Source organism: Mesorhizobium sp. WSM4848, assembly GCF_055811375.1.
In genome coordinates, this window is sequence record NZ_JBVVPX010000002.1 from 1 (window position 1) to 24,877 (window position 24,877).

Consider the following 24,877-nt stretch of genomic DNA (forward strand, 5'->3'; position numbering starts at 1 on the left):
AGTGAAGACCTTTTAGTCTAACACTCTGATTCTATTGATTCGGTCCCTTCAAAATCGGCTCAATCGGCGAAGACGGGTTAGGTGCTTACGCTTCGACGTAGCGATCCGTCCAGCACCCTCATCCGACCGAGCTTCGCTCGGCCACCTTCTTCCACAAGCGGAGAAGGGGAAGTCAGCGCGTCACACCGGCCGATACACACGCTCCGCCGTGTTCCAAAAAATATCCGCCTCTGCCGCCGCACCATGCTTGGCCACCGCCTCCCGGTGTGCCTTGATCAGTTCGGCATGGCTGGTCCACAGCTTTTCGATCGGGAAGTTGGAGCCGAACATCAGACGGTCGCTGCCGAGGATGTCGATTGCGTTGTCGATGATGTAGGCGACCAGCGCCGGGTCGTTGCGGTGGATGAAGGTGCCGAGGCCGGACAGCTTGGCGTAAAAGTTTGGCGCTGCTGAGAGCGTGCGCAATCCGGCCTTCCAGGCTTGCGTGGTTTCCTCAGACATGTCGGTCAGCATGCCGGCATGGGTGAGGATGAAATTGGTTTCAGGATTTTCGCCGACAAGCGTCAGCCCGTCCTTCATCTGAGCCGGGAAAAGCTGCAGGTCGAAGGACAGACCATAGTCCTTCAGCCGCGCCACATTGGCCCGCACCTTCGGGTCGACGACCTGATCGGCGGACGCGGCAAAGCGGAAGGCCGGCGTTTCGTTCCAGTGGAGCTGCATGCGCACGCCGCGCAGCAGCTTGTATTTTACTAGCCGGTCGACCTGATGGCGCACGTCGTCCACCGTCATGTCGGTATAGCCGACGATGGCATGCGGCCAGCCGGTTTCGTCAGCCGTCGTCTGCAGGAAGGCGACTTCTTTCTCGAAATCCTCCTTCGCCCAGTTGGTCTGGACATAGACCGCCTTCTCGATATCAGAGCCTTGCTGATCGGCGAGGAATTCCTCGATCGGGTAGTCGCGGCGGATCGGCTCGTAGGGACCGAAGATGCGCGGCACCATCGGTCCGCGCAGCCAGGGCTGATCCTCCTGGCGCCAGATGTGGAAATGCGCGTCGATCGCCTTTTTCATCATGAAACCCTCTTCCAGATTGCTGCCGCCGCCGGAGCGGGGCGGGCGAGCGACAGGATGAAATCGCTGAGACCGGCGATCGAAGAGCCGTCGACCAGATCGTCGAGCAGCGGCAGGATGGCGCGAAGCGCTGCCGTCGCCGGCCGGAAACGCGGATCGCCGGCCAGCGGCGTCGCCAGCGACAGCCGGAAGGCGCGGGCGCTCAGCCGGCGCATCGCCATTTCAAGCTCGGCATGGTCGCCGCGCTCCAGCGCATCCGACAGGATGACCACCGCCGCCCCGCGCGCGAATGCGGAAAAGCGCGGCACCGACAGGAAGGCGAGCAGCGTCGGTCCCATGCGGGTGCCGCCATCCCAGTCGTCGACCAGTGCTGCCACGCGGGCGAGCGCCTGGTCGCGGTCGCGAATACGCAGCGGCGTGGTGATGCGGGTCAGCCGCGTGCCGAAGGTGAAAATTTCAGCCCGGTCCGCGCCTTGCACCGCTGCATGCGCCAGTTTGAGATAGTCCGATGTGTAGAGCTTCATCGAGCCGGACACATCGATCAGCAACAAAAGCTTGCGCGGCACGGTCTGCCGGCGGCGCAGCAGCGGCGACGGTATATCGCCGTCGGCACTGACGATTTCGCGCAGCGAGCGGCGCAGATCGAGCTTGCCGCGCGCGTGCGTGCGCACGGTGCGGAAGGAGCGGCGGGCGGGTAGGGCGGTAACGAGCTTGCGGCGGAAGGCGGCAAGCCCGTCGCCGTCGCGCCGGAAGTCGCGGGCGCTCAACTGTTCGGCGCCGGACGATAGCGCGCCGCCTTCCTCCTGGCGGGCCACCTCGCTCTCTTCGTCGCTGGCGCCGCCGTCATCCTTGATGCGGGTTTCCTCGTCGGCCTCGCCTTCGACCACGGCCGCGGTGTTGCCGTAGAAATAGCTCTGAAAATGCACCTCGAATTTGTCGCGGCGGTCGGGCGGCGGCGCCAGCGTGGCCAGGGCAGCCTCGTGGATATCGGCCATCGAGCGCGGCCCGAGCAGCGTCACCGCCTGCATGAAGCCTGACACCTGCTCGGGCGCGACCGGAAAGCCGTAGCGGCGCAGCAGCCGGCCAAAGCCGAGCAAGGGTGCTGCGGCGCGGGGCAAGCTACAGTCGGGCGCCATGGCAGATGTACTCCGACCGTTGCATTCCTTCGCGCCCCCCTCTGCCCTGCCGGGCATCTCCCCCACAAGGGGGGAAATTTGCAGCTTCGCCGACGGCGCGAACCCTGCAACGTTCGCGACTAGGGAAAACATATGCGATGTCCGATCTCCCCCCTTGTGGGGGAGATGTCCGGCAGGACAGAGGGGGGCGCTGTCCCGCCGGCGTCGACGGTTCCCGCGAAACAACAAGCGAGCAGGGATCATCGACGCCACCCGTCACGCCAATGCCTCCTCGACGATCCGGCCAAGCTCGGGGGCGATGTAGGATAGGTCCTCCTCGTCCTTGATCAGCACGCCAATGGCGCGGCGGAACGCTTGCGGCCACGGGCTGCCGCCCTTTTCGAGGATCGTCGCGGCGTTCGCCCATTCGACCGCTTCGGCGATGCCCGGCGGCTTGGCCAGCGGGCGGGCGCGGATGTCGCGCACGGCAGTAGCCACGGCGCGCGCCGTGGCGTTGGCGACGTCGCCGGCGCGCAGCATGATGATAGCAGCCTCGCGCTCGGCGTCGGGATAGGTGATCCAGTGGTAGACGCAGCGCCGCCGCAACGCCTCCGCCAGTTCGCGGGTGCGATTCGAGGTCAGGACGACGATCGGCTGCGATTTGGCGCGGATGGTGCCGCGCTCGGGAATGCTGATCTGGAAATCGGAAAGGAATTCCAGGAGCAGCGCTTCGAACTCATGGTCGGAACGGTCGATCTCGTCGACCAGAAGCACGCGCTTTTCCGGCGCCTTCAGCACCTGCAGCAGCGGCCGCGCGATCAAAAAACGGTCGTCATAGATGTCGACCTCATGCTCGCCGGCGTGGCGGATGGCGAGCAACTGGCGCTGATAGTTCCATTCGTAAAGCGCGTGTGCGGCGTCGATGCCTTCGTAGCATTGCAGCCGCACCAGGTCGCGCCCGAGCAGTTCAGCTATCGCCTTGGCCGCTTCGGTCTTGCCGACGCCTGGCGCGCCTTCGAGCAGCAGCGGCTTGCCCAGTCGGATCGCCAGGAAAATGGCGGTGGCCAGGCTTTCATCGGCCAGATAGCGCGAGGCGGCGAGGCGTGATGCCACCGCCTCCGGCGAGATGGCGACAGTGTCGGCGCTTCTAGCCCGGGCGCTTCTTTTTTGCATTTCCAACACTCAGTTCGAGGCTTGCGCCTTCAGCGCCCGCAGGATGCGTTCCGGCGTGATCGGCAGCATGTCGATGCGCACGCCGACGGCGTCGAAGACCGCGTTGGCGACCGCCGGGATTTGCGGGTTGGCGCACATTTCGCCCGGCCCCTTGGCGCCAAAGGGTCCGTCGGCCGAGGGCCTCTCCAGCACGATGATCTCGGTTTGCGCAAGATCGCCTGGTCCCGGCATCAGATATTGGTTGAAGTCGGTGCCGCCATGATCGCGGTTGGGGTAATAGGGTTCGGTCGTCTCGTAGAGCGCGTGGCTGATGCCCATCCACGAGCCGCCGACGAGCTGCTGCTCGACCATTTTCGGGTTCAGCGCGCGGCCGATCTCAAAGACGTTCTTCACCGTCAGCACGGTGACCTCGCCGGTTTCGTCGTCGACCTCGACCTCGGCCACCGTGCAGGCATGCGCGTAGCAGGTCGACGGCTTCATCGCGCCGGTTTCTTTCTCGGGATATGAGCGCGGGATCAAAAACATGCCGCGGCCGGAAATCGAGCGGCCGCGTTTGAAATGCGCCGACAGCGCGACATCGAAGATCGACATCGATCTTTGCGGCGCGCTCTTGACCAGGATGTTGCCCTGGCCGTCAGTCTCGAGGTCCGAGGCATTCACTTCCAGCTCCTCTGCCGCCACTTCCAGCATCACCTGGCGGGCTTCCCTGGCGGCCTGGATGACGGCGTTGCCGGCGCGGTGCGTGCCGCGCGAGGCGAAGGTGCCCATGCAGTGCGGGCCGGTGTCGGTGTCGGCGGTGTCGACGACGACGCGGTCGGTCGGCACACCGATCGTCTCGGCACAGATCTGCGCCATGATCTGCTTCATGCCCTGGCCGAGATCGACGCTCGACAGCGTCACCATGAAATTGCCGGTCGGCGTCGAATGGACCAGCGCCTGGGTCGGGTCGCCGCCGAGGTTCATGCCGGTCGGATAGTTGATCGCGGCGACGCCGCGTCCGCGCCTGATCGCCATTTCAAGCTCCCTTCGCGTAAGAGGACATCGCCATGAACTTCTCCGCCACCGGCCAATTGGCGGCGCGCGAGGCTTCCTGCATGCACTCGATCAGAGCCGCCCCTTCCGTCGGCTGGCGATGCGCCTTCATGTCGCCGTCGCGGTAGGCGTTGATGAAACGGAATTCGAGCGGGTCCATGCCGATCAGCCGGGCGAGCTTGTCCATCTGCACCTCCAGCGCGAAATCGCCGATGGCGACGCCGAAGCCGCGCATGGCGGAGGACGGCGTGCGGTTGGTGTAGACGCAGTAGGTGTCGATCCAGACATTCGGGATGGTGTAGGGGCCGGGATAGTGGCCGGCGCCCTTCTGCGCGCCATAGGGCGAATGGCGCGAATAGGCGCCGGCATCGGTGTAACCGGCGACCTTTCTGGCGACGATGCGGCCATCCTTCATGACGCCGTCCTTGATGACGACCTTTTCGGCGGCGCGCGGCGAGGAAATCTGCATCTCCTCCTCGCGGCTGTAGATGAAGGAGACCGGCCGCCCGGTCAGCTTGGCGCCGAGGATGGCGATCGGCTCGACGATGACGTCGACCTTGCCGCCAAAGCCGCCGCCGACGGTGCCGCCGACGAAATGCAACTTGTTGCCCGGCGTCTGCAGGATGATCGAGGCGTTGTCGAGGGTGAAGAACATCGCCTGCGTGTTGGTGTAGCAGGTGAAGCGGTCGTTGCCCTCCGGCGCGACGATGCAGCCGGTCGTCTCGGTCGGCGCGTGCTCGATCGGCGACGATTGATAGGTCTGTTCGAGCACATGATCGGCGCCGGCGAAACCGGCCTCGACATCGCCGAAGCGCACCTTGCGGCATTCGCCGCTGTCATAGAGGTAATAGTTCCGGCCGTGATATTCGTTGACAACAGGCGCGCCGGGCTTGAGCGCTTCTTCCATGTCGAAGACGGCCGGCAGCACCTCGTAGTCGACCTTGACCTTGGCCGCCGCTTCCTGGGCGGCCCGCTCGGTCTCGGCCAGCACCGCCACCACCGCTTCGCCCTTCCAGCGCACCTTGCCGTCGGCCAGCACCGTCTCGTCCTCCGGGCCGATCTGGATCAGGATCAGGATGGTGTAGACATTGTGCGGCACATCTTTGGCGGTCAGGATTTTCACCACGCCCGGGTGCATCTGCGCCTCTGAAGTGTCGATGCTGCGGATGCGGGCGTGATGATGCGGGCTGCGTACCATCTTCAGATGCAGCATGCCTGGAAAATTGCGGTCGGCGAAATAGGCGGTGTTGCCGGTGACGTGACCGGGCGAATCGGAGCGCGGCCGTGGCTGGCCGATCTCGTGCAGATCGTCCTTGCGCTGGTCGGCGAAGTAGCTCTTGCGGAGTTCCATCTTTTCGACTCCCCCTCAAGCCGCGTTCTGCGAATTGGATCGCGCGGCGGTCAGCACCGCCTGGATGATCGGCTCGTAGCCGGTGCAGCGGCAGATATTGCCCGACAGCGCCTCGACCACCTCGTCGCGGCTGGGGTCCGGCGTGTGATCGAGCAGCACCTTGGCGGCCATGATCATGCCCGGCGTGCAGAAGCCGCATTGGGTGGCGAAAGCATCGAGGAAGGCGCGCTGCAAAGGATGCAGCACGCCGCCTTGCGAAAGCCCCGATGTCGTGGTGATCGCCGCACCGTTGCAGGTTTCGGCGAGCGTCAGGCAGGACAGCCGGAGCTCGCCGTCGATGATGACCGAGCAGGCGCCGCATGTGCCCTGATGGCAGCCGCCCTTCGGCGAGGTGTCGCCGATCTTGTCGCGCAGTGCATGAAGCAACGTCGTGCCGCTGTCGATGAATTCGGCCTTCTCCGCGCCGTTGAGCGTGAACTGAACCGGGGTCTTTGCCATCTTTTACTCCTTGCGCCGCAGCCAGGCGGACATGCGCGCCATCGGCTTTCAGGCGAGCAAGAGCCGGCCGAGATGGACCGGCAGGACTTCGTTGCGATACCAGGCACTGGCGATCGGATCGGTAATGGGCGAGGTGCCGTCGCTCGCGACGGCCAGCGCTGGCGCGATGCCATCGCTGGTGAGTTTCCTGCCGAGCAGCGCCTTCTCCGCCGCCTTGACGCGCATCGGCCGGTCGGCCATGCAGCCAAGCGCGATGTGCGCGGATGACACGGTTCCGTCCGGCGCCTGTTCCAGCACGGCGGCGATGCTCAGCACAGAGACGCCGTTCGGCTTGACCCGCGATACTTTCAGGAAGCGAAAGCCGCCGTCGACTGGCAAGCTGAAGCCGACCGCGGTGACGATGGCGTGGTTGCTTTCGCGCATGGCCAGGAAGGTTTCGATCGGCAACTCGCCGCCCTCGGTGCTGACAATTGCATCCAACGCCAGCAGCGCGACGGTGAAATCGCCATAGGGCGCCGGGGCGAAGAGATTGCCGCCGACCGTCGCCATGTTACGGATCGCCGGGCCGCCGACGGCACGCGCCGCGTGAGCAAGGGAAGACAGATCCGGGTGACGAGCGATCGCCGCCATGGTCACCGAAGCGCCGACGCGAACCTTACCGCCGGAAACGGTGATGGCCGACAGCGCCGGCTCGGTCGACCTGATGAGGCTGGAGACCGAAACGTCGCCTTCATTGGCGGCGCGCACGACCAGCGTGCCGCCACCGAGATAGCGGGTGCCAGCGGCTTTCAGCGCCGCATTGGCGCCCTTGACCGTCGAGAAAGTCTGCAGTGCAAGCGCCATGGAACGCTCCTGTCTGTGAGCCCCATTCAGTTCAACCTTGACCGGCGAAATGGGTCTTCAGGGCGTTAAATCCGCCCTGGAAGACGTTGGCGCCCATGCCTTCGGCCAATTTATCGGCTTCTTCGGGAGCTGCGTCGAAGCTGGCGGTCCATTCGGCATAGGTGCGGTCGCCATCGGTGACCCGGCGCAACTGCAGCGTCGCCTTGTGGTTGGTCAGCGGCTGCGGCGTCTCCAGGATGGAGTAGCTGACGAGGAAATTGTCGTCGGAGAAGTCGAGCAGCTTCTCGCGGATGCGAGCGCCGCTGGCGAGCTGGAAATTGCGCACGCAGCCGATCGCTCCGGCGTCCTTGCCGTCCTCGATATGGCTTTCGACCATGCGCGGGTGCCAGCTCGGCAGCCCGTTGAAGTCGCGTATGCGCGCCCAGACCTTTTCGACCGGTGCGTCGATGACGCTGGAGATGGTGACTTTCGCCATATGATCGATCCCTTGCAAATATCTGTGTCGCGAGGGTAGGGCGGCGAGCCCGAGGGCGCTTATCAATGCGTCTTGAACGCCTATCAATAAGTCTGAAAAAAACGGGCAGCCTGAAAAAGGGCAGTCTAAAAGCGGGCAGTCTGAAAATGCCTCAGGAAATGGCTCGCGCCGCCTCGCGATAGAGTGTCGGCGGAACGCCGACATGGTCGCGGAAGAAGCGCGAGAAATTGCCCTGCGTGGTGAAGCCGAGATTGCAGGCGACCGAGATCAGCGGTTCCTGCGACCACTGCAACTGCCGCACCGCTTCCTCCATGCGCAGCGTGTTCCAGTAGACATTGGGCGTCAGATTGGTCTGCTCCTTGAACAGCGCGAAGAAATGCGGCCGCGAAAGGCCGACGCTGCGCGCCACCTCGTCGAAGCAGATGCGTTCGCAGACATTGGCCTTCATCAGGTGGATCGCCTTGCGGACACGGAAATCCTGTACGGTGTGGACGCGGGCGCGCGCCACTTGTGGCGCCGAGGCGTGGGCGGCGTCGAGCACGCTGTCGATGAAGCGCTCGATCTCGTAATTGGCGATGTCGTCGATGCTCTCATTGTCGCTGAGATGGTCGAGAAGATTGGCTGCCGCCTTGTGCAGCCACGGCTCCAGCGTGATCGCCGGTGCTGAAAACAGCGGCGCGGTCGACGGCAGGTCGCGGCGCCGGCGCGCCCAGTCCGGATCGATGTAGAAGGCGAGGAACAGGCCGGGCCGGCCGTCGCGGGACAAAGCGTGGCTGTGCTGCTGGAAGGAATTGATGCCGGCGGCGGTGCCAGGCCCAAGCCGCACCGTCTCGCGGCCGATGGTCATCTCGCCGGCCGTGCCTTCCAGCCAGATGATGATATGCGCCTCGACATGGGCATGGGTGACGAAGTCGCTGGCGACGTTCAGGACAGAAACATGTCCGAACCGGCCCCAGTAGAGCCTGATCGCTTCCGTCATGGGTACATCCTCCCGCAGGCGACTGGCCTCCCTTCGCCTGCAATCGGGATAGTGCGGCTCAGTCCGGGCCTGCGTCAAGGCGCATGTGCGCGCCTGGCGCCGGCCGCGCGGCGTGCCGGCCGATTTTCAGACTGAGCGATAGCAACGAAAACGAATAGCGCGCGTGACCTGCGGCCTATTCGTTGCGCCTGAAATTGCGGAGCCGGTCGAACAGGACCGCCATCAGAATGGCGCCGCCGATGAACACCCCCTGCCAGAAGGCGTTGATGCCGAGCAGGCCAAGGCTGTTGCGGATCACTTCGATCAGCGCCGCGCCGACGACGGCGCCAAAGGCCGTGCCCATGCCGCCGGCCAGGTTGGCGCCGCCGATGACGGTGGCGGCGATGACCTGAAGCTCCATGCCGTTGCCGAGATTGGTGGTGACGGCGCCCAGCCAGCCGGTCTGGATGATGCCGGCAAGACCCGCCGCCAGCGCCGAGATCATGTAGACCGCGACCTTGATCTGGCGCACCGGAACGCCGGTCAGCGTCGCCGCATGCTCGTTGCCGCCGATGGCGAAGATGTGCCGGCCGAATTTCGTCCAGCGCAGCACGAAACCGGTGATCATCGCCAGCACGATCATGTAGAGCACCGGATTGGCGATGCCGAACACAAAGGCGCCGCCGCCGAGCGCCAGAAGCTTGTCGTGGTCCGGCCCGAACTGGAAGACGACGGTGTTGTTGGAGGCGACCATGGCGAGGCTGCGCGCGATCGACAGCATGCCGAGCGTCACCACGAAGGGCGGAAAGCCGAGATAGGCGATCAGGATGCCGTTGAAGGCGCCGATGATCAGCGCCGTCGCGATCGCAGCGGCAATGCCGATCTCAATGCCGTAGCCGGCATGCATGGTCACGGCGAGCACCATCGAACACAGGCAAAGCACCGAGCCGACCGACAGGTCGATGCCGCCGGTGATGATGACGAAGGTCATGCCGAGCGCGACGATGGCGACGAAGGTGATGTTGCGGGTGATGTTGTAGAGGTTCTTCGTCGTGGCGAAGGAATCGGTGGCGACGGACAGGAACAGGCAGGCGAGGATGACCGCGATCACCACCCAGAAGGTCTGGCTGGCAAACACCCTGGTCAGCAAAGTGTGCTGTTTCTGCGCGATCGTCTGGTCAAGAGTTACTGCCATCGTCGACCTTTATCTGCTTGCGTGGTGAAACCGGCTGGCATCAAACCTGTTCGATGGCGCCGGTGATGAGCCCGGTGACTTCCTCGGGCGAACTCGACGCGATCGTCTTGTCGGCGACCTTGCGGCCGCGCCGCATGACGATGACGCGGTCGGCAACGTCAAAGACGTCGGGCATGCGGTGGCTGATCAGCACGACGGCAATGCCCTGGTCGCGCAGATGGCGGATCAGGTTCAGCACCTCGGCGACCTGCCGGACCGAGATCGCCGCCGTCGGCTCGTCCATCAGCACGATCTTGGCTTGCGAAAGCATGGTGCGGGCGATCGCCACCGCCTGGCGCTGGCCGCCCGACATCTGCTTGACCAGATCGCGCGGGCGGGTTTCGGACTTCAGCACGGCAAAAATCTGGCCGGCGCGCTTGTACATCGCGGCGTAGTCGAGAATGCGAAACGGCCCGACGCCGCGGCGCAGCTCGCGGCCGAGATAGACATTGGCGGCGGCCGTCAGATTGTTGCACAGCGCCAGATCCTGGTGGACGATCTCGATGCCGTGCTGGCGCGCCTCCACCGGCTTGTGCAGGATCAGTTCCTTGCCGTCCATCTGCATCGTGCCATGGCTCGGGCGGAAATTGCCGGCGATCATCTTGACCAGCGTCGACTTGCCGGCGCCGTTGTCGCCCATCAGCCCGACCACCTGTCCGGCCTCGATCGACAGCGAAACGTCGTTGACGGCCTGGATGGCGCCGAAATGTTTTGAGATGTTGGCGAGTTCGAGAACCGACACCAGACTGCTTCCTCCGTGCTTTCGGCCTGCGGTCCTGCCGCGACCTCGCTCTTCCCAGCTCCTCCCGGGAACCGCGCTTTCGCCCATTTACGCACATGCCCCCTTGCCGTCAACAGCGGCTTCTTTCGAAAAATCCGTTTTGTAGGACAAATAGCAATTGACGTCCGTCGCAAGCCGATATTAGCTAAGCGTCGGAGGAGATTATGCCGATCTCCTGACCCGGTTCGCCGGGGCTGAGCAGGCGGAGGTTTATCGGTCGAGGATCCGGCAGCGTCCCTATCGCGCTGGTCTGCAACCGCATTTGGCAATACTTATCGGCCCGGCTTGACGACACGAGCGCTCGCGAAACGAACCTCTGTCATCGCGCATCCGGGCTGGTCTGTGTGGCGGGCACGCCGTGTCCGTCTGTTTCAAGGGAGGACTGAAATGAGGAAATCACTATTGCTCGCTGCCGTCGCCATGCTGGCGTTGGGCGCCGGGCCGGCCATGGCCAAGAAACAACTCGTCATCGTGGTGAAAGGGCTCGACAATCCGTTCTTCGAGGCCATCAACCAGGGTTGCCAGAAATGGAACAAGGAAAACGCCGACTCGGAATATGAGTGCTTCTACACCGGTCCGGCGTCGACCTCGGACGAGGCTGGCGAAGCCCAGATCGTCCAGGATATGCTGAGCAAGCCCGACACGGTAGCGATGGCGATTTCGCCGTCCAACGCGCCGCTGATCGCGCAGACGATCAAAAGCGCCAATCCGTCGATTCCGATCATGACGCTCGACGCCGACCTCAGCAAGGAAGATGCGGCGCTGCGCAAGACCTATCTTGGCACCGACAACTACCTGATGGGCTACAAGATCGGCGAGTACATCAAGAAGGGCAAGCCGGACGGTGGCAAGATCTGCACCATCGAAGGCAATCCGGCGGCCGACAACATCCTGCGCCGCGCCCAGGGCATGCGCGACGCGCTTTCAGGCCAGAAGGATCTCCCGGCGCTCGCCGGCGAGGGCGGCTGGACCGAGGTTGCCGGGTGCCCGGTGTTCACCAATGACGACGGTGCCAAGGGCGTGCAGGCGATGACCGATATCCTCGCCGCCAATCCCGATCTCGACGCCTTCGGCATCATGGGCGGCTGGCCGCTGTTCGGCGCGCCGCAGCCCTATCGCGACCTGTTCAAGCCGATGGCCGACAAGATCGCCAAGAACGAATTCGTCATCGGCGCCGCCGATACGATCGGTGACGAGGTGGCCATTGCCAAGGAGGGTCTGGTGACCGCGCTGGTCGGCCAGCGGCCGTTCGAGATGGGCTACAAGGCGCCCTCGGTGATGATCGACCTGGTCGAAGGCAAGCCCGTTGCCGATCCGGTCTTCACCGGTCTCGACGAGTGCACCAAGGATACGGTCGATACCTGCATCCAGAAGTAGGTTCGCAGTTTTCGGGGCGTCCGCTCGACGGGCGCCCCGTCACGCCGGTTCACGAAAATCTACGAGGTGACGTGGCTGGGGCGAACCGCTCCTGCTTTGTCGCGCCTTGAGTTCAGCCTGTGCCGGGGAACATGGATGTCGGACGCCAGATCGAAAAAGCAACTTACTACTGTCACGGTCAAGGCACGGGCCAAGGTCAAGGCACGGGCCACGGTCAAGGCGCCGGTCGGCCGCCCGGCCGGCGCCCGCCGTGCCGACGCGGCGCTGATCCCCGGATCGAGCGTGCATGCGTCGCTGGCCAACGAGATCGGCCTCAGGATCGTGCGCGGCGACTATCCGCCGGGAACCATCCTGCCCAATGAAGCCAAATGGTCCGAAACCTTCGACGTCAGCCGCTCGGCGGTTCGCGAAGCGATCAAGATGCTGATGGCCAAGAGCCTGCTGGCCTCACGCCCCAAGATCGGCAGCTGGGTCGAGCCGAAAGAGCGCTGGAACCTGCTCGACCGAGACGTGCTCGCCTGGTATGCGACGGCGCCCGATCGCGAAATGTTCCTGCGCACCGTCCAGGAATTCCGCCACATCATCGAGCCGGAAGCCAGCGCCTTTGCGGCGATCCGGCGCAGCGACGAGCAGATGGCCGAGATCAGCCAGGCCTGCCGGGAGATGGGCGAGGCGGCGACGCTGCCGGAGCGCACCCGCGCCGATACGCGTTTTCACCTGGCCATCCTGCGCGCCTCGGGCAACGACCTGCTGGTGCCGCTCGGCGTGCTGATCGAATCGGCGCTCGATCATCTCTTCGTCTTCGTCACGCGCGAAACCAGCGACCAGCCTCGGGCGCAGGCGCTGCATGAGGCGATCGAGAAGAACATCCGCCTCCAGCGGCCGGCGGCTGCAAGGAGTGCCGTGCACAGGCTGCTCGCCAACACCGACGAGGTTATCGGGCGGTCGCGGCGGTAAGGTCAAACGCAATCGCTCTGAACGGCCGAGTTCGGCTCTAAGCGGAAACTCGTTCGCGCTCGGCCGAACTCCGGCCCATGACCCTTCTGCGACGTTCTCATTGGGGCCGACGAACGACCAGATCAAGCGGGAAATCGGCCATTGGCTCACCCGACTTGGATGCTTGGCAAACCCGTTTTCTAAGTCCAGCCTGATAGACTTTTGAAATGGGCGTCAATACAATCCGTTGCCCTGCTTTCTGTGAAAGCAAATGCGAAATGTCCGAAGTACGCGCCCAACGCCGTCTTGCAGCCATCATGGCTGCCGACGTGGTGGGCTACAGTCGACTTCTGGACATGGACGAGCAAGGAACGTTGTCCGCGTTAAGGGGGCGGCGGAAGGAGATCCTTGAACCACTGGTCCGCGACCGCCAAGGCCGTGTCGTAAAAGTGATGGGTGATGGCGTTCTTGTCGAGTTCGCAAGCGCGGTGAACGCCGTGTCATGCGCCGTCGAGCTCCAGAAGCGGATGGCGGCCGCGAACGAAGGTTTGGCTGTCGGCCGGCAAATCAACCTGCATATCGGCATCAATCTGGGCGATGTCGTTGTCGAGGACGGCGATCTGTTCGGCGACGGCGTCGTTGTCGCCGTGCGACTTCAGGCAATGGCCGGGGCAGGAGATATCTGCGTCTCCGGCAGCGTTTATGACCAAGTCAAGCGGAAGATTGATTGCGGCTTCGACGAACTTGGTCCGCAAGCGATAAAGAACGTCGCCGAACCGGTGTCCGTCTACCGGATTCGGTTGTCGGCCGCGTCGGAAGATGGCGGGCCGGCGGAGAAAGCGCCGCTCCCGCTTCCCGCCAAGCCCTCCATAGCCGTCCTTCCCTTTACGAACATGAGCAACGATCCGGAGCAGGAGGCTTTTGTCGACGGCCTCACCGAAGACCTGATCACGGACCTCTCGAGGACGAGCGAGCTGTTCGTCATCGCCAGCAACTCGGCATTTGCATACAAGGGAAGGCACATAGATGTGCGTCAAATCGCGCGCGAACTGGGAGTGCGCCATCTCCTTGAAGGTAGTGCACGGCGGGCCGCCGGACGGGTGCGTATCAACGCTCAACTGATCGACGCGATCTCGGGCGACCACCTTTGGGCCGAAAGATTCGACCGGAGCCTTGAAGACATATTCGCCGTCCAGGACGAGGTGACCGGCAAGATTGTCGAGGCCCTGGTGGGCCGCCTGATCGCCGCGCCAGTGCGCAACAGACCAAGCAATCTGGAGGCCTATGATCTCTGTGTGCGTGCGCGTGCCCTGGGCCTGCAAACGGCGATCACCGCGAAAGAAGCCATTTTCCTGCTGAATCGGGCAATCGCGCTCGATCCGGAATATGCGGAGGCCCACCGGTGGCTGGCACTCAATCTCTGGCTGGGCTGGGAGTTCTGGGACGAACCGATGGATCCCAACCGGGCGACGGCGCTTGCCGAAGCACAGCAGGCGGTCGAACTCGACCCGAACGACGCCGGAAACCGATGGGTATTGGGCGTCATATTGGGCCATGAGGGTCGCTGGGCGGAATCGGATGCCGAATTCGACGCTGCCCACAAGCTGGATCCCAATCACGCCGACGCCTGGGCGATGCAGGCTGAACTGACGACAGAAAAGGGCCGGCCAGCCGAGGCCATAGAGCAGGTGCGCAGGGCGCTCCGGCTCAACCCTCACCCGCCCGGTTGGTATTACTGGATGCTGGGTCAGGCCCAATATGCCATCGGCGACTACGAATCCGCGGTTCAAACGCTGCGCAGGCCTGAAACTTATCGCGCGACTTCACGACGCCTGCTTGCGGCAAGCCTTGCGCAACTTGGCCGATTGGAGGAAGCGCGCTGGGAAGCAAAAATGTTCATGATAAGCAATCCGCACTTCACAATCCGGCATTGGTCGGCTTCGCAGCCTTTCCCGGCCGAGGACGTGCGGCGGCATATCGTGGAGGGCTATCGCCTGGCGGGGCTTCCGGAATGACTCGCGTTGGATATACCCCAGGCCTGCTGTCGACAGGCGCCCCAAGGCTGCCGCAGCGGCAAACATTGGTCTTCTGCCGGAACGAAATTCGCCATATCGTGCGTTTTTTCCCATCGCTGTGTGCTTGACATGGCCGACGGAGACTTGCGGCATCGGATCGCGCGACGCGAGGATCTCGCGGCCATCACCGCGCTTATGGATGCGGCGATCGCCGAACTCCAAAAGCCCTTTCTTGACGACGCCCAGATCCGATCCAGCCGCGCAATCATGGGGCTGGACACGCAGCTTGTCGATGACGGCACCTATTTCGTCGTGGAGCACGACGGCGTCCTGGCAGGTTGCGGGGGCTGGAGCCGGCGCGCGACCATGTATGGTGGGGATCAGTCGCCCGGGCGTAATTCGACGCTGCTTGACCCCGCCAACGACGCGGCGCGGGTCAGAGCCATGTATACCCATCCGGCCTTTGTCAGACGCGGTGTCGGTCGTCTGATCCTTTCGCTTTGTGAAAATGCAGCCAAGGCCGAGGGCTTTGCTCGTGTCGAGTTGGCAGCCACAATGGCAGGTGAGCCACTGTATCGAGCCTGCGGCTATCATCCCGCCGAGAAATTCGTCGATGACCGTGGCGGCGCTCCGGTGCCGATCCTGATGATGAGCAAGACGCTCTGAGCAGAGATCAAAGGGGTCGCCCGCTGCTGGTAATTGCTCTCGTCCAGGTCAGAAGACGCTGGAGATTCAACCAAGCCATCTCGAACTACAACAATACTCCAAAGTTCCCCTGAACTTCCGCTCCCCGTCGAGTCGGACCTTCGTGGCGGTATTCGCGGGTGTCCGGAGATGGCGCCACTTGCTCGTTCTCATCGACGAGACGAATGGCAACATTCTACCCATCTTGGCCATTTGCGCTGGCTGATCGGGTTTGCCCATAGATGATAGTCCTAAAGGTTCGGTTCGGAAGATGACGATCAAACAGGAGCATAGCGCCTGGTTCTATTGCAATGAATCAGGCTTTGGGCTCATGAAAATTCCATGTCGGCTCTGCAGCCTTCATTGCGCGTCCTATCGGACGCGTGGCGCTGTAGGCGGCGTCAGGTCGACGCCGTTGATCTTGCCGATATGCGTGGCCAGCATCGGCACATACTGATCGGCCGGCCCGGCGGCGAATGCGCCAGCGAAGGCGTTCTTGGTGGCATTGCCAAGCGGGTTGGCGATGCCGACAGCACCGGCCATCGATTCGAGATAGGTGAGGTCTTTGAAGGCGTTGGCGATGGTGAATTTGTGCGCGTCGCGGTCGCCTTCCAGCGTCCAGCGCATAAAAGTCTGGTAGAAGCCGCAATCCATGCGGCCGTTGCGGATGACGCTGTCGAAGCGCGGCGGCGAGATGCCGACCTTCTGCGCCAGCGCCAGCGCCTCGGAATAGATCGCCGCATAGCCGAGCGAGATGAAATTGTTGAGCAGCTTCATGCGGTGGCCGTCGCCGGTGTCGCCGATATGGACGATACGTCCGGCCCAGGTGTCGAGCACCGGCATCAGCCGGGCAAAGACCGCGTCGGATGCACCGACCATGGCGTCGAGCGTGCCTTCCCAAGCCTCCTTCGGGGTGCGGCTGAGCGGGGCATCGACATAGTCGACGCCGATCGCCTTGAGTTCGGCGGCAAGCGCCACCGTCGAGGTCGGGTCGGAGGTCGAGCAATCGACGACCACCGAACCCTTCTTCAAGCCTTCCTTGAGGCCGCCCGGCCCGCGGATGATAGCCTCGACCTCGCGCGAGCCGGTGACGCAGATGAAAACGATATCGGATGCCGCTGCCACCTCGCGCGAGGTCGCGGCTTCCTTCGCACCGCGGCCAAGCAGGTCTTGTGCCGGCGCGCGGTTCTTGCGGCCGAGAAACGTCAGGGAATAGCCCTTGTCGACGATGTTTTTCGCGATCCCGTGTCCCATCAGGCCAAGGCCGATGAAGCCGATCTTTTCGCTCGCGGCGGTGGTGTTCATGTCGTGTAATCCCTGTTGCGGTCTCGATGACGGCGTCGCACTTCGGCAGGCGAATTGTTGAAGCGGGTTTTTGCCGCAGGCCGTGGCAGACGATTGCAGAGTTCGATATTGTCTGACAATACACATGAATCTTGGGGAATGTGGAGAGCAAAATGACGAAGCGGATCATGTTCACCGGCGGCAGCGGCAAGGCCGGGCGTCACGTCGTGCAGTATCTGATCGAGCAGGGCTGCCAGGTGCTCAACATCGATACCAGGCCGCTCGACAATCCCAAGGTGCGCACCTTGATTACCGACATCACCGACAGCGGACAGGTGTTCAATGCGTTGTCGAGCTATATGGGCCTGCATGAATTCGACCCGTCGCTGCGCGCGCAGCCGGTCGATGCCGTGGTGCATTTCGCGGCGATCCCGCGCATCATGATCACGCCCGACAACGAGGTGTTCCGCATCAACGCGCTCGGCACCTACAATGTCATCGAGGCGGCGGTGAAGCTCGGCATCCGCAAGGTGGTGATCGCCTCCAGCGAGACGACCTATGGGCTGGTTTTCGCCAACGAGCCGCGCGATCCGACACATTTCCCGCTCGACGAGGACTACGACGTCGATCCAATGGACAGCTATGCGCTGTCGAAGATCGTCAACGAGAAGACGGCGCGCGCCTTCGCGCTGCGCAGCGGCATCGACATCTACGCCTTGCGCATCGGCAACGTCATCGAGCCGCATGAATATTCGCTGTTCCCGAAATGGTTCGCCGATCCGGGTTTCCGCAAGCGGATCGCCTGGAGTTATGTCGACGCGCGCGACCTTGGCCAGATCACGTTGCGCGCCATCGAAAAGGACGGGCTCGGCTTTCAGGTGTTCAACGCCGCCAATGACGACACCTCGTCCGACCTGCCGACGGCCGAATTGCTGAAGCGGTTTTATCCCGGCGTGCCGGTCAAGGGCGAACTTGGTGAATACGAAACGCTGCTCTCCAACCGCAAGGCGCGGGATATGCTCGGATTCCGCCCGGAACACAGCTGGCGGAAATACGTCAAAACGACATGACGGGGTCGATGCATCCGGGCTGATCTGTGCACAGAAGCAGGCTTTGCAGCCCGAGGCTTTTCCCGTGCTTGACAGCTTTCGGAATCCGGACTTTGTGAACGCATGCGGGACGGCAAGCCGAATAAGAGAAAAACACCGGCCAAGGCCGCGTCGGCCGAGCGCGCGGCAGTCGTGCGTCGCGCCGACGCGGCGCGTATGCCTGGGTCGAGCGTGCATGCGTCGCTGGCCAATGAAATCGGCCTCAGGATCGTGCGCGGCGACTATCCGCCGGGAACCATCCTGCCCAATGAAGCCAAATGGTCGGAGACCTTCGACGTCAGCCGCTCGGCGGTGCGCGAAGCGATCAAGATGCTGATGGCCAAGAGCCTGCTGGCCTCGCGCCCGAAGATCGGCAGCTGGGTCGAGCCGAAAGAGCGCTGGAACCTGCTCGATCGCGACGTGCTGGCCTGGTACGCGACATCGCCCGACCGCGAGGTGTTCCTGAAAACGGTGCAGGAGTTCCGCCACATCATCGAGCCAGAAGCGACCGCCTTTGCCGCCATGCGGCGCACAGACGAGCAGATGGCCGAGATCAGCCGGGCCTGCCGGGAGATGGGCGCGGCGACGACGCTGCAGGAGCGCACCCGCGCCGACACCCGTTTTCATCTGGCGATCCTGCGCGCCTCGGGAAACGACCTCCTGGTGCCGCTCGGCGTGCTGATCGAATCGGCGTTCGATCATCTGTTCGCCTATACGACGCGGGAAGTGGACGATCTGCAGCACGCGCAGAAGCTGCACGAGGCGATCGAAAAGAACATCCGCCTGCAGCGGCCGGATGCGGCGCGAAACGCGGTGCGCAAGCTGTTGGCCAACACCGACAGCGTCATCAAGTCGCGCTGAAAAAGCGCGCCGGACCACTGCAGCGCTTCACCTCGATCTATCTCCGCCGTTCGCAATCTCGCCTTTCGCAATCTCCTTGTCGGCATCGGCCAGCGCACCGGTCAGAAACCAGGCTTCCGTTTCAGGCATTCCCTTAAAGGCGAGATCTGGATTTGCGGTTGAACCATAGCCTGGACACAGGCGGCCCGGCCAATTGCTGCCGGGCCTCTTTTTGGGATTGGCTGGGCGCTGTCCCTCGGCGATCAAAGGTTCTGCACCGCAGCAGCGCTCGATGTAACGGAATGGCTCCCAGCGTCTGCGCCGCGTCGCTTCGCTCCTTGCTCAGTCTTCTCTCGGGCGCCCAAATGCTGCGCGCAGTTCGTTTTTGGCATCCTCCAGCACTTTCTTCTGCCTGGCCGGCAGGTTCGTGCCGGCGCGGTTGATGTAGAAATTCAGCATCGACATGGCTGACTGGAACGGCTCGGCTTTACGCCGGTCGCTGTGCTCGGCCGATCGCTTCAACGAGGCTGCGATCTTCTTGGGGTCGTGGGATTCGAAGATATGTTCCTCGAGGTCCAGCGCATCGCTGTGCTCGGTGACCTCGGCCGACCATTTTCTTTTCGCGGTCATGACAAACTCCTTCTTCCTTCTATTGGCCTGTTGGCAAGTTTGATGAAAAACTCCGGGACGGCGGCCACCGTTCCACTGCAGCTCAAATCCCTGGAGCCACGCAATTGCGCGATGTGGTGCTGCACGGCGCCGCCAATCCTGCCGATAGTGGTGTCGAACCCGTCGACTTGCGCACAACCGCGGACAGGAAACGCCTTGACCACAACCGCCTCCAGCCAGGCAAGCAGCCCCGGCATCGACAGCGCCTATGCCTGGCTGCGGCTCGGCATCTCGATGCTGCTGGCGACGATCGGCGGTGTCGGTATGTGGGCGGTGGTCGTGGTGCTGCCCGCCATGCAGGCCGAATTCGGCGTCGATCGCGCCGCCGCTTCGACGCCCTATACCGCGACCATGATCGGCTTCGCCGTCGGCAATGTGCTGGTCGGCCGCGCCATCGACCGCATCGGCTACTGGATACCGGCGCTCATTGCCTCGGTGACGCTCGGTACCGGGTTCCTGCTGGCGTCGCTGACCACTTCGGTGCTGCAGTTCACCCTTGTCCAGGGGCTTTTGATCGGCGTCGGCACGTCGGCGATTTTCGGGCCGCTGATCGCCGACATCTCGCACTGGTTCAACCGCCGCCGCGGCGTCGCGGTGACGGCTGCCGCCGCCGGCAGCTATCTCGCCGGGGTGATCTGGCCGTTGGCAATGCCCTACTTCATGCAGAGCGAGGGCTGGCGCTTCACCTATGCCGCGATCGGCGTCGTCTGCCTGGCCACCATGCTGCCGCTGATCCTGCTGCTCAGGCGCGGCGCACCACATGCCGCCGCTCCCGGTTCACCCGGCAGCCGGCCGGTCCAGCCGATCTCGCTGTCACCGGCAGCGCTGCAGGTGCTGCTCGTCGTCGCCGGCCTTGGCTGCTGCGTGGCGATGTCGATGCCGCAGGTCCATATCGTCGCCTATTGCATGGATCTCGGCTACGGCGTGGCGCGAGGCGCCGACATGCTGTCGATCATGATGGCGGCGGGCGTCGTCAGCCGGCTGGCGTCCGGGTTCCTTGCTGATCGCATCGGCGGCGTGAAAACCCTGCTGATCGGCTCGGTGCTGCAAGCCCTGTCGCTGTTGTTCTACATCCCCTTCGACGGGCTCGCGTCGCTTTACGTCGTCTCGCTGGTCTTCGGCCTGTCGCAGGGCGGCATCGTGCCTTGCTATGCCATCATCGTGCGCGAATACATGCCCGCCAAAGAGGCCGGCCAGCGCGTCGGCATCGTCATCATGGCAACAATCTTCGGCATGGCAATCGGCGGCTGGATGTCGGGCTGGATCTACGATCTGACCGGCTCCTACGCCGCCGCGTTCCTCAACGGTATCGCCTGGAACCTGCTGAACATAGCGGCCATGGTGCTGCTGCTGTGGAAGGCACGGGGCAGTGCCGCGGCGATGGCCTGAAGCGGAGCACGGACCGCGCGTCTGGCCTGCCGCTGGCCAGAGCGATGGAAGAGACATGGCGGTGGCCCCTGAGACGCGGATGCCGGCCACGTTCCTGCTTGACTTACACATATCTCGGCGGTTATTGGTTTTCCAATAGCCAGAGAGTTATCGATCGCCATGTCACAGCCCCATGAGATCCTCTTTAAGACGCTTGCCGATCCGACGCGACGGGCCATCTTCGAGCGGCTGTGTCGCGACGGAGACCAGACCGTCGCGGCCCTGACCGCTCGGGCCGGGGTCTCGCAACCGGCCGTGTCAAAGCATCTTGGGGTGCTCAAGCTGGCCGGGTTGGTGCGCGACCGCCATGAAGGCCGCAACACGCACTACAGCGCGGAGCTTGGCGCCTTGGCGCCGCTGACCGACTGGACAAACCAAATGGCTGGGTTCTGGCAAAGCCGGTTCGACCACCTCGAAGATCTGCTCAAAAGGATGGACCAATGACCAATACCGAGACCGAAACACGCGCCGTCGTTGTCGAACGGGAGGTCGCTTTTCCGCCGGAAAAGATCTGGCGCGCGCTCACCCAATCACAGCTGATCGAGGAGTGGCTGATGAAGAACGATTTCAAGCCAGACGAGGGGCACCGTTTCAATCTGAGCGCGGACTGGGGGACGGTCGACTGTCAGGTCCAGGCAGTCGAGCCCAACAAGACGCTGTCTTACACGTGGGATACCAAGGATCTCAAAAGTGTCGTCACGTGGACGCTCACCCCTACGACCACAGGGACCCGTCTGCGCATGGAGCAGTTGGGCTTCCGGCCGGATCAGCAGCAGTACTACCAGGGCGCCCAACACGGGTGGCAGCGGTTCTTTGCGAAGCTGGAGCAGGTCCTGGCGCGGATACGATAGCCGTGCCGGCGCCATGGGCATCTGCGGGCGAACGCCATGCCCAACAAGACGTCCGCCAACGAAACAAGGTAGCAAAAAAGCCGCCAAGCGGGTCGCCCGATCCGCATCAACTCGTCTTCAGAGGAGGTGCTCATGAACTGGAACAAGTGGATTCGGCAATTCCACCGCTGGCTGTCGATCATTTTTACGGCGGTCGTCGCTGCCATCTTCATCACCTTGGGTGTAGGTGTCGACCCCGCCTACTGGGTATATCTCATGCCGCTGATCCCGCTCGGCTTGCTCATGCTCAGCGGTCTCTACTTGTTCGCGTTGCCCTATGCCACGAACTGGCGCAGCGGACGACGTACGGCGTAGAAGCCTGAGCACGGTGGACGACAAGACGCCCGCTCACCACCCACAGCCGAAATTCCAACTATGGCGCTACCCGAGTTCGGGTAGCTGTCCCGCCCGGTTCGCTTGACAATGGGGTAAGGCTGCGCGACGCCAGACGGGTCGGCAACTCGGGTTGGCATGGCGACAGTGGCAAAGACGCTGAACAGCATTTCGTGGCCGCGCTTCGGTGAAGGCGCCGCGTTCGGGACAAGGCTATGACCAAACCGCGCTCGCGCCGCGGCGGCGGCCGTCCGACGATCGCCGATGTCGCGCGCAAGGCCGGCGTCGGCGCCATCACCGTCTCCCGCGCCTTGCGCGAGCCGGGGCGCGTTTCGGAGGATCTGCGCCGCCAGATCCAGGCGGCTGTCGATGAACTCGGCTATCTGCCCGACCCGAATGCGCGAGCACTGGCTTCGGCGCGCGCCGAGGTCTTTGGCGTGCTGGTGCCGTCGCTCACCAACAGCGTCTTTGCCGAAGTGCTGCGCGGCATCTATGACAGCCTTTCCGACAGTTCCTACCGCATCCAACTCGGCAACACCCATTATTCCGGCCTCGAGGAGGAACGGCTGCTGCAGGTGTTCGGCCCGCAGCGCCCGGCGGCGCTGATCGTGGCGGGCATCGACCAGACGCCAATTTCGCGAAGGCTGCTCGAAACGGCCGGCTGCCCGGTGGTGCAGGTCATGGAGACCGGGCCCGATCCGGTCGACATGATGGTCGGCTTCTCGCATTTCGACGGCGGCAAGGCGGCGACTGAGCACATGATCGAAATGGGCTATCGCCGCGTCGGCTTCATCGGCGCGCGCATGGACCCACGCTCGCAGCGGCGGCTGGCCGGCTATCGCGCGGCGATGGAGGCCGCCGGTCTGTTCGAAGCGCGGCTGATCACGACCACGCCGGTGCCGTCCAGCGTGACGCTCGGGCGCGAACTATTTCGTGACGCGCTGGCCAAGGTTCCGACGCTGGACGGAGTTTTCTGCAACAATGACGACATTGCGCTCGGCGTACTGTTCGAGTGCCACCGCGCCTCGATCGCCGTGCCGAAGACGATCGGCATCACAGGCTTCAACGATCTCGACATGATGGAAGTGGCTTTTCCCTCCGTCACCAGCATCCGGACGCCTCGCTACGAGATCGGCCGGCTGTCAGTCGCCATGGCGCTCGCGGCGATTGCAGGCAAGCGGCCGCAAGACCCGGTCGTCGATCTCGGCTTCGAACTCAAGTGCCGCGAGAGCACTGCCCGCTGAAAGCGCTTGCAGGTATCGCGAAATGCCGCTTTACACGGCGTCATGGGTAGCGCTACCATCTGCCTTTGGGAAGAAGCTCGCGGCAAAGACCGAAGTCTGTTTATTATATATAAGCGACAGCTCATGCTTGTTTATTATGTATAATATGATAGTTTTTACTTCGCTTAGCCGAGCGACAAGGGAGGAGATCGGGTCGGCATTCGGCCGCCTGAAAGGCGCGAAGGGCAAGGCGGGAGGTGCCGGGCCGGACGTGCGAGACGCGTAAGCACAATCAAAAACTGCAACTGGGAGGAATATCGATGTTCAAGTCACTTGTTGGTGGCATCGTTGCCGCCACTGCATTCGTCATGCTGAGCTCGTCGGCGCTCGCCGAAGCCGAAATCGTCAAGGGCCCGTCCGCCGAGCCGGACTGCTTCGCGCCATGGGCGGCCGACACGCAGTTCTTCAAGTTCCCCAAGAAGGAAGGCCCATACCGCATCGCGCTCGCCAATGGCTACATCGCCAACACCTGGCGCATCCAGATGGTGCAGACGGCGAAGGCCTATGCGGCGCAGCCGGAGGTCGCGGCCAAGCTCAAGGAATTCAAAGTCGTGTCGACCGGCGAAGACGTGCCGGCGCAGATTTCGGCGATCAACAATTTCATCGATTCCGGCTATGACGCGATCGTCGTCAACGCGCAGAATCCGACGGCGTTCGGTCCGGTCATCAAGCGCGCCAAGCAAGCCGGCGTCGTGCTGGTCGCCTTCGACAACATCCTCGACACCAAGGACGCCATCAACGTCAATGTCGACCAGAAAGGCCTTGGCGAATTGTGGGCCAACTGGCTGATCAAGCATATCCCCAATGGCGGCAAGCTCCTCGAGGTGCGCGGCGTTGCCGGCACGTCGGTCGACACCGACCGCCACAACGGCATCCATGAGGCCCTCGACGCTTCCGGCAAGAAGTGGGAGGTTACCGAAGTCGTCGGCAAATGGGACGACGGCGTGGCGCAAAAGGCTACTGCCGACGCGATCGCCACCAACGGTCCCTTCGATGGCGTCACCGGGCAGGGCGGCGACACCGGCATCGTCCAGGCGATGATCGACGCCAAGCATCCGTTCGTGCCGTTCGGCGGCGAAACGGAGAATGGCTTTCGCAAATTCTGCGCCAAGTTTGCCGCAGACGGGCTGAAGTGCTCGTCGGCCGGAACCGGCCCAGCCCAGGTGGCGGTCGCCATCAAGACGGCGATTGCCGCGCTCGAAGGCCAAGTCATCCCGCAGGCGGTGAAGCTGCCGCTGGCGATCGTCGAGGATCCGAACCTCAAGGAGGGCGAGGACTATTTCCCCGACCAGTCCGACAATTTCTTCGTCGGCAATTCCTTCCCGACCTGCGGCATCAATTTCACCGCGCAGGAAATCATGGGCCAGAGCAAGGAGAACCAGTAGGCTGATCGCTCGGCGCCCCGGGGTATACCCCCGCGCCGGGGCCCCGTGAAAAACGCCGTGGGGGGGGGGGCGGGGCGGTGGGGGTGAGCGCGTCAGCAGGGATGGGCTATAAAAACGCGATTTGGGGGGGGGGGCGG

25 protein-coding genes are annotated in these 24,877 nt (G+C 63.4%); 12 read left to right on the forward strand and 13 right to left on the reverse strand.

The features are described from left to right. Positions 1-180 precede the first annotated feature (180 nt). The 11 genes from AC0L16_RS02410 to AC0L16_RS02460 all read right to left on the reverse strand — a co-directional run bounded on the left by AC0L16_RS02410 (position 181) and on the right by AC0L16_RS02460 (position 10,489). On the reverse strand, positions 181-1,068 hold the full coding sequence (locus AC0L16_RS02410; protein ID WP_473619132.1) for an amidohydrolase family protein: 888 nt from the start codon (positions 1,066-1,068) through the stop codon (positions 181-183). Continuing rightward, positions 1,068-2,204: a vWA domain-containing protein gene (locus AC0L16_RS02415; protein WP_473618792.1), complete on the reverse strand. Its 1,137-nt coding sequence runs from the start codon at positions 2,202-2,204 to the stop codon at positions 1,068-1,070. Before AC0L16_RS02415 ends, AC0L16_RS02410 begins: the two co-directional genes overlap by 1 nt. A gap of 255 nt (positions 2,205-2,459) precedes the next feature. Continuing rightward, positions 2,460-3,356: an AAA family ATPase gene (locus tag AC0L16_RS02420; RefSeq protein WP_473618793.1), complete on the reverse strand. Its 897-nt coding sequence runs from the start codon at positions 3,354-3,356 to the stop codon at positions 2,460-2,462. A 9-nt stretch (positions 3,357-3,365) separates the two neighbouring features. Beyond that, the gene (locus AC0L16_RS02425) at positions 3,366-4,370 is read right to left on the reverse strand and encodes a xanthine dehydrogenase family protein molybdopterin-binding subunit (RefSeq protein WP_473618794.1); all 1,005 of its coding nucleotides are present in this window, start codon (positions 4,368-4,370) and stop codon (positions 3,366-3,368) included. Position 4,371: 1 nt separating this feature from the next. Beyond that, on the reverse strand, positions 4,372-5,739 hold the full coding sequence (locus tag AC0L16_RS02430) for a xanthine dehydrogenase family protein molybdopterin-binding subunit (RefSeq protein ID WP_473618795.1): 1,368 nt from the start codon (positions 5,737-5,739) through the stop codon (positions 4,372-4,374). 15 nt (positions 5,740-5,754) lie between these two features. Continuing rightward, the gene (locus AC0L16_RS02435) at positions 5,755-6,237 is read right to left on the reverse strand and encodes a (2Fe-2S)-binding protein (RefSeq protein ID WP_473618796.1); all 483 of its coding nucleotides are present in this window, start codon (positions 6,235-6,237) and stop codon (positions 5,755-5,757) included. A gap of 48 nt (positions 6,238-6,285) precedes the next feature. Continuing rightward, entirely contained in the window at positions 6,286-7,080 is a 795-nt protein-coding gene (locus tag AC0L16_RS02440; protein WP_473618797.1) for an FAD binding domain-containing protein, read from the reverse strand. A gap of 31 nt (positions 7,081-7,111) precedes the next feature. Next, positions 7,112-7,555: an SRPBCC family protein gene (locus tag AC0L16_RS02445; RefSeq protein ID WP_077382931.1), complete on the reverse strand. Its 444-nt coding sequence runs from the start codon at positions 7,553-7,555 to the stop codon at positions 7,112-7,114. Between the two features lie 151 nt (positions 7,556-7,706). Then, complete coding sequence (locus AC0L16_RS02450) at positions 7,707-8,534, reverse strand: AraC family transcriptional regulator (RefSeq protein ID WP_473618798.1); 828 nt, start codon at positions 8,532-8,534, stop codon at positions 7,707-7,709. A gap of 175 nt (positions 8,535-8,709) precedes the next feature. Further along, positions 8,710-9,708, reverse strand: coding sequence for an ABC transporter permease (locus AC0L16_RS02455; RefSeq protein ID WP_292549144.1), 999 nt, complete (start codon positions 9,706-9,708; stop codon positions 8,710-8,712). A gap of 40 nt (positions 9,709-9,748) precedes the next feature. Continuing rightward, on the reverse strand, positions 9,749-10,489 hold the full coding sequence (locus AC0L16_RS02460; protein WP_029351636.1) for an ATP-binding cassette domain-containing protein: 741 nt from the start codon (positions 10,487-10,489) through the stop codon (positions 9,749-9,751). A gap of 426 nt (positions 10,490-10,915) precedes the next feature. Here AC0L16_RS02460 and AC0L16_RS02465 point away from each other — a divergent pair, with 426 nt between their 5' ends. From AC0L16_RS02465 to AC0L16_RS02480, 4 genes are all read left to right on the forward strand, one after another. Beyond that, complete coding sequence (locus tag AC0L16_RS02465; protein WP_473618800.1) at positions 10,916-11,905, forward strand: sugar-binding protein; 990 nt, start codon at positions 10,916-10,918, stop codon at positions 11,903-11,905. A 135-nt stretch (positions 11,906-12,040) separates the two neighbouring features. Then, the gene (locus AC0L16_RS02470; RefSeq protein ID WP_473618801.1) at positions 12,041-12,862 is read left to right on the forward strand and encodes a FadR/GntR family transcriptional regulator; all 822 of its coding nucleotides are present in this window, start codon (positions 12,041-12,043) and stop codon (positions 12,860-12,862) included. Positions 12,863-13,119: 257 nt separating this feature from the next. Further along, complete coding sequence (locus AC0L16_RS02475) at positions 13,120-14,856, forward strand: adenylate/guanylate cyclase domain-containing protein (protein ID WP_473618802.1); 1,737 nt, start codon at positions 13,120-13,122, stop codon at positions 14,854-14,856. Between the two features lie 195 nt (positions 14,857-15,051). Then, positions 15,052-15,522, forward strand: coding sequence for a GNAT family N-acetyltransferase (locus AC0L16_RS02480; protein ID WP_473618804.1), 471 nt, complete (start codon positions 15,052-15,054; stop codon positions 15,520-15,522). Between the two features lie 390 nt (positions 15,523-15,912). On the opposite strand, the gene AC0L16_RS02485 is transcribed toward AC0L16_RS02480, so the two are convergent. Beyond that, positions 15,913-16,845, reverse strand: coding sequence for an NAD(P)-dependent oxidoreductase (locus tag AC0L16_RS02485; protein ID WP_473618805.1), 933 nt, complete (start codon positions 16,843-16,845; stop codon positions 15,913-15,915). Between the two features lie 152 nt (positions 16,846-16,997). Between AC0L16_RS02485 and AC0L16_RS02490 the strand changes: the two genes are divergently transcribed. Continuing rightward, positions 16,998-17,894 carry an NAD-dependent epimerase/dehydratase family protein gene (locus AC0L16_RS02490; RefSeq protein ID WP_473618806.1) on the forward strand — a complete coding sequence of 299 codons (897 nt, stop codon included), beginning with the start codon at positions 16,998-17,000 and terminating at the stop codon, positions 17,892-17,894. Between the two features lie 102 nt (positions 17,895-17,996). After that, positions 17,997-18,773, forward strand: coding sequence for a FadR/GntR family transcriptional regulator (locus AC0L16_RS02495; protein WP_473618807.1), 777 nt, complete (start codon positions 17,997-17,999; stop codon positions 18,771-18,773). Between the two features lie 321 nt (positions 18,774-19,094). On the opposite strand, the gene AC0L16_RS02500 is transcribed toward AC0L16_RS02495, so the two are convergent. Beyond that, a complete protein-coding gene (locus AC0L16_RS02500) occupies positions 19,095-19,382 on the reverse strand; it encodes a DUF3175 domain-containing protein (protein WP_473618809.1) in 288 nt (95 codons plus the stop codon). A gap of 195 nt (positions 19,383-19,577) precedes the next feature. Between AC0L16_RS02500 and AC0L16_RS02505 the strand changes: the two genes are divergently transcribed. The 6 genes from AC0L16_RS02505 (at position 19,578) to AC0L16_RS02530 (ending at position 24,740) form a co-directional block, all read left to right on the forward strand. Then, positions 19,578-20,810 (forward strand): MFS transporter, encoded by a 1,233-nt coding sequence (locus AC0L16_RS02505; protein WP_473618810.1) that lies wholly within the window; start codon positions 19,578-19,580, stop codon positions 20,808-20,810. Positions 20,811-20,969: 159 nt separating this feature from the next. Next, on the forward strand, positions 20,970-21,293 hold the full coding sequence (locus AC0L16_RS02510; protein WP_473618811.1) for an ArsR/SmtB family transcription factor: 324 nt from the start codon (positions 20,970-20,972) through the stop codon (positions 21,291-21,293). After that, positions 21,290-21,700 (forward strand): SRPBCC family protein, encoded by a 411-nt coding sequence (locus tag AC0L16_RS02515; RefSeq protein WP_473618813.1) that lies wholly within the window; start codon positions 21,290-21,292, stop codon positions 21,698-21,700. Before AC0L16_RS02510 ends, AC0L16_RS02515 begins: the two co-directional genes overlap by 4 nt. 132 nt (positions 21,701-21,832) lie before the next feature. Further along, positions 21,833-22,054 (forward strand): hypothetical protein, encoded by a 222-nt coding sequence (locus AC0L16_RS02520; protein WP_473618814.1) that lies wholly within the window; start codon positions 21,833-21,835, stop codon positions 22,052-22,054. Positions 22,055-22,287: 233 nt separating this feature from the next. Next, positions 22,288-23,316 carry an HTH-type transcriptional regulator GntR gene (gene gntR, locus AC0L16_RS02525; protein ID WP_473618815.1) on the forward strand — a complete coding sequence of 343 codons (1,029 nt, stop codon included), beginning with the start codon at positions 22,288-22,290 and terminating at the stop codon, positions 23,314-23,316. A 299-nt stretch (positions 23,317-23,615) separates the two neighbouring features. After that, the gene (locus AC0L16_RS02530) at positions 23,616-24,740 is read left to right on the forward strand and encodes a sugar ABC transporter substrate-binding protein (protein WP_473618816.1); all 1,125 of its coding nucleotides are present in this window, start codon (positions 23,616-23,618) and stop codon (positions 24,738-24,740) included. The last annotated feature ends 137 nt before the right edge of the window (positions 24,741-24,877 follow it).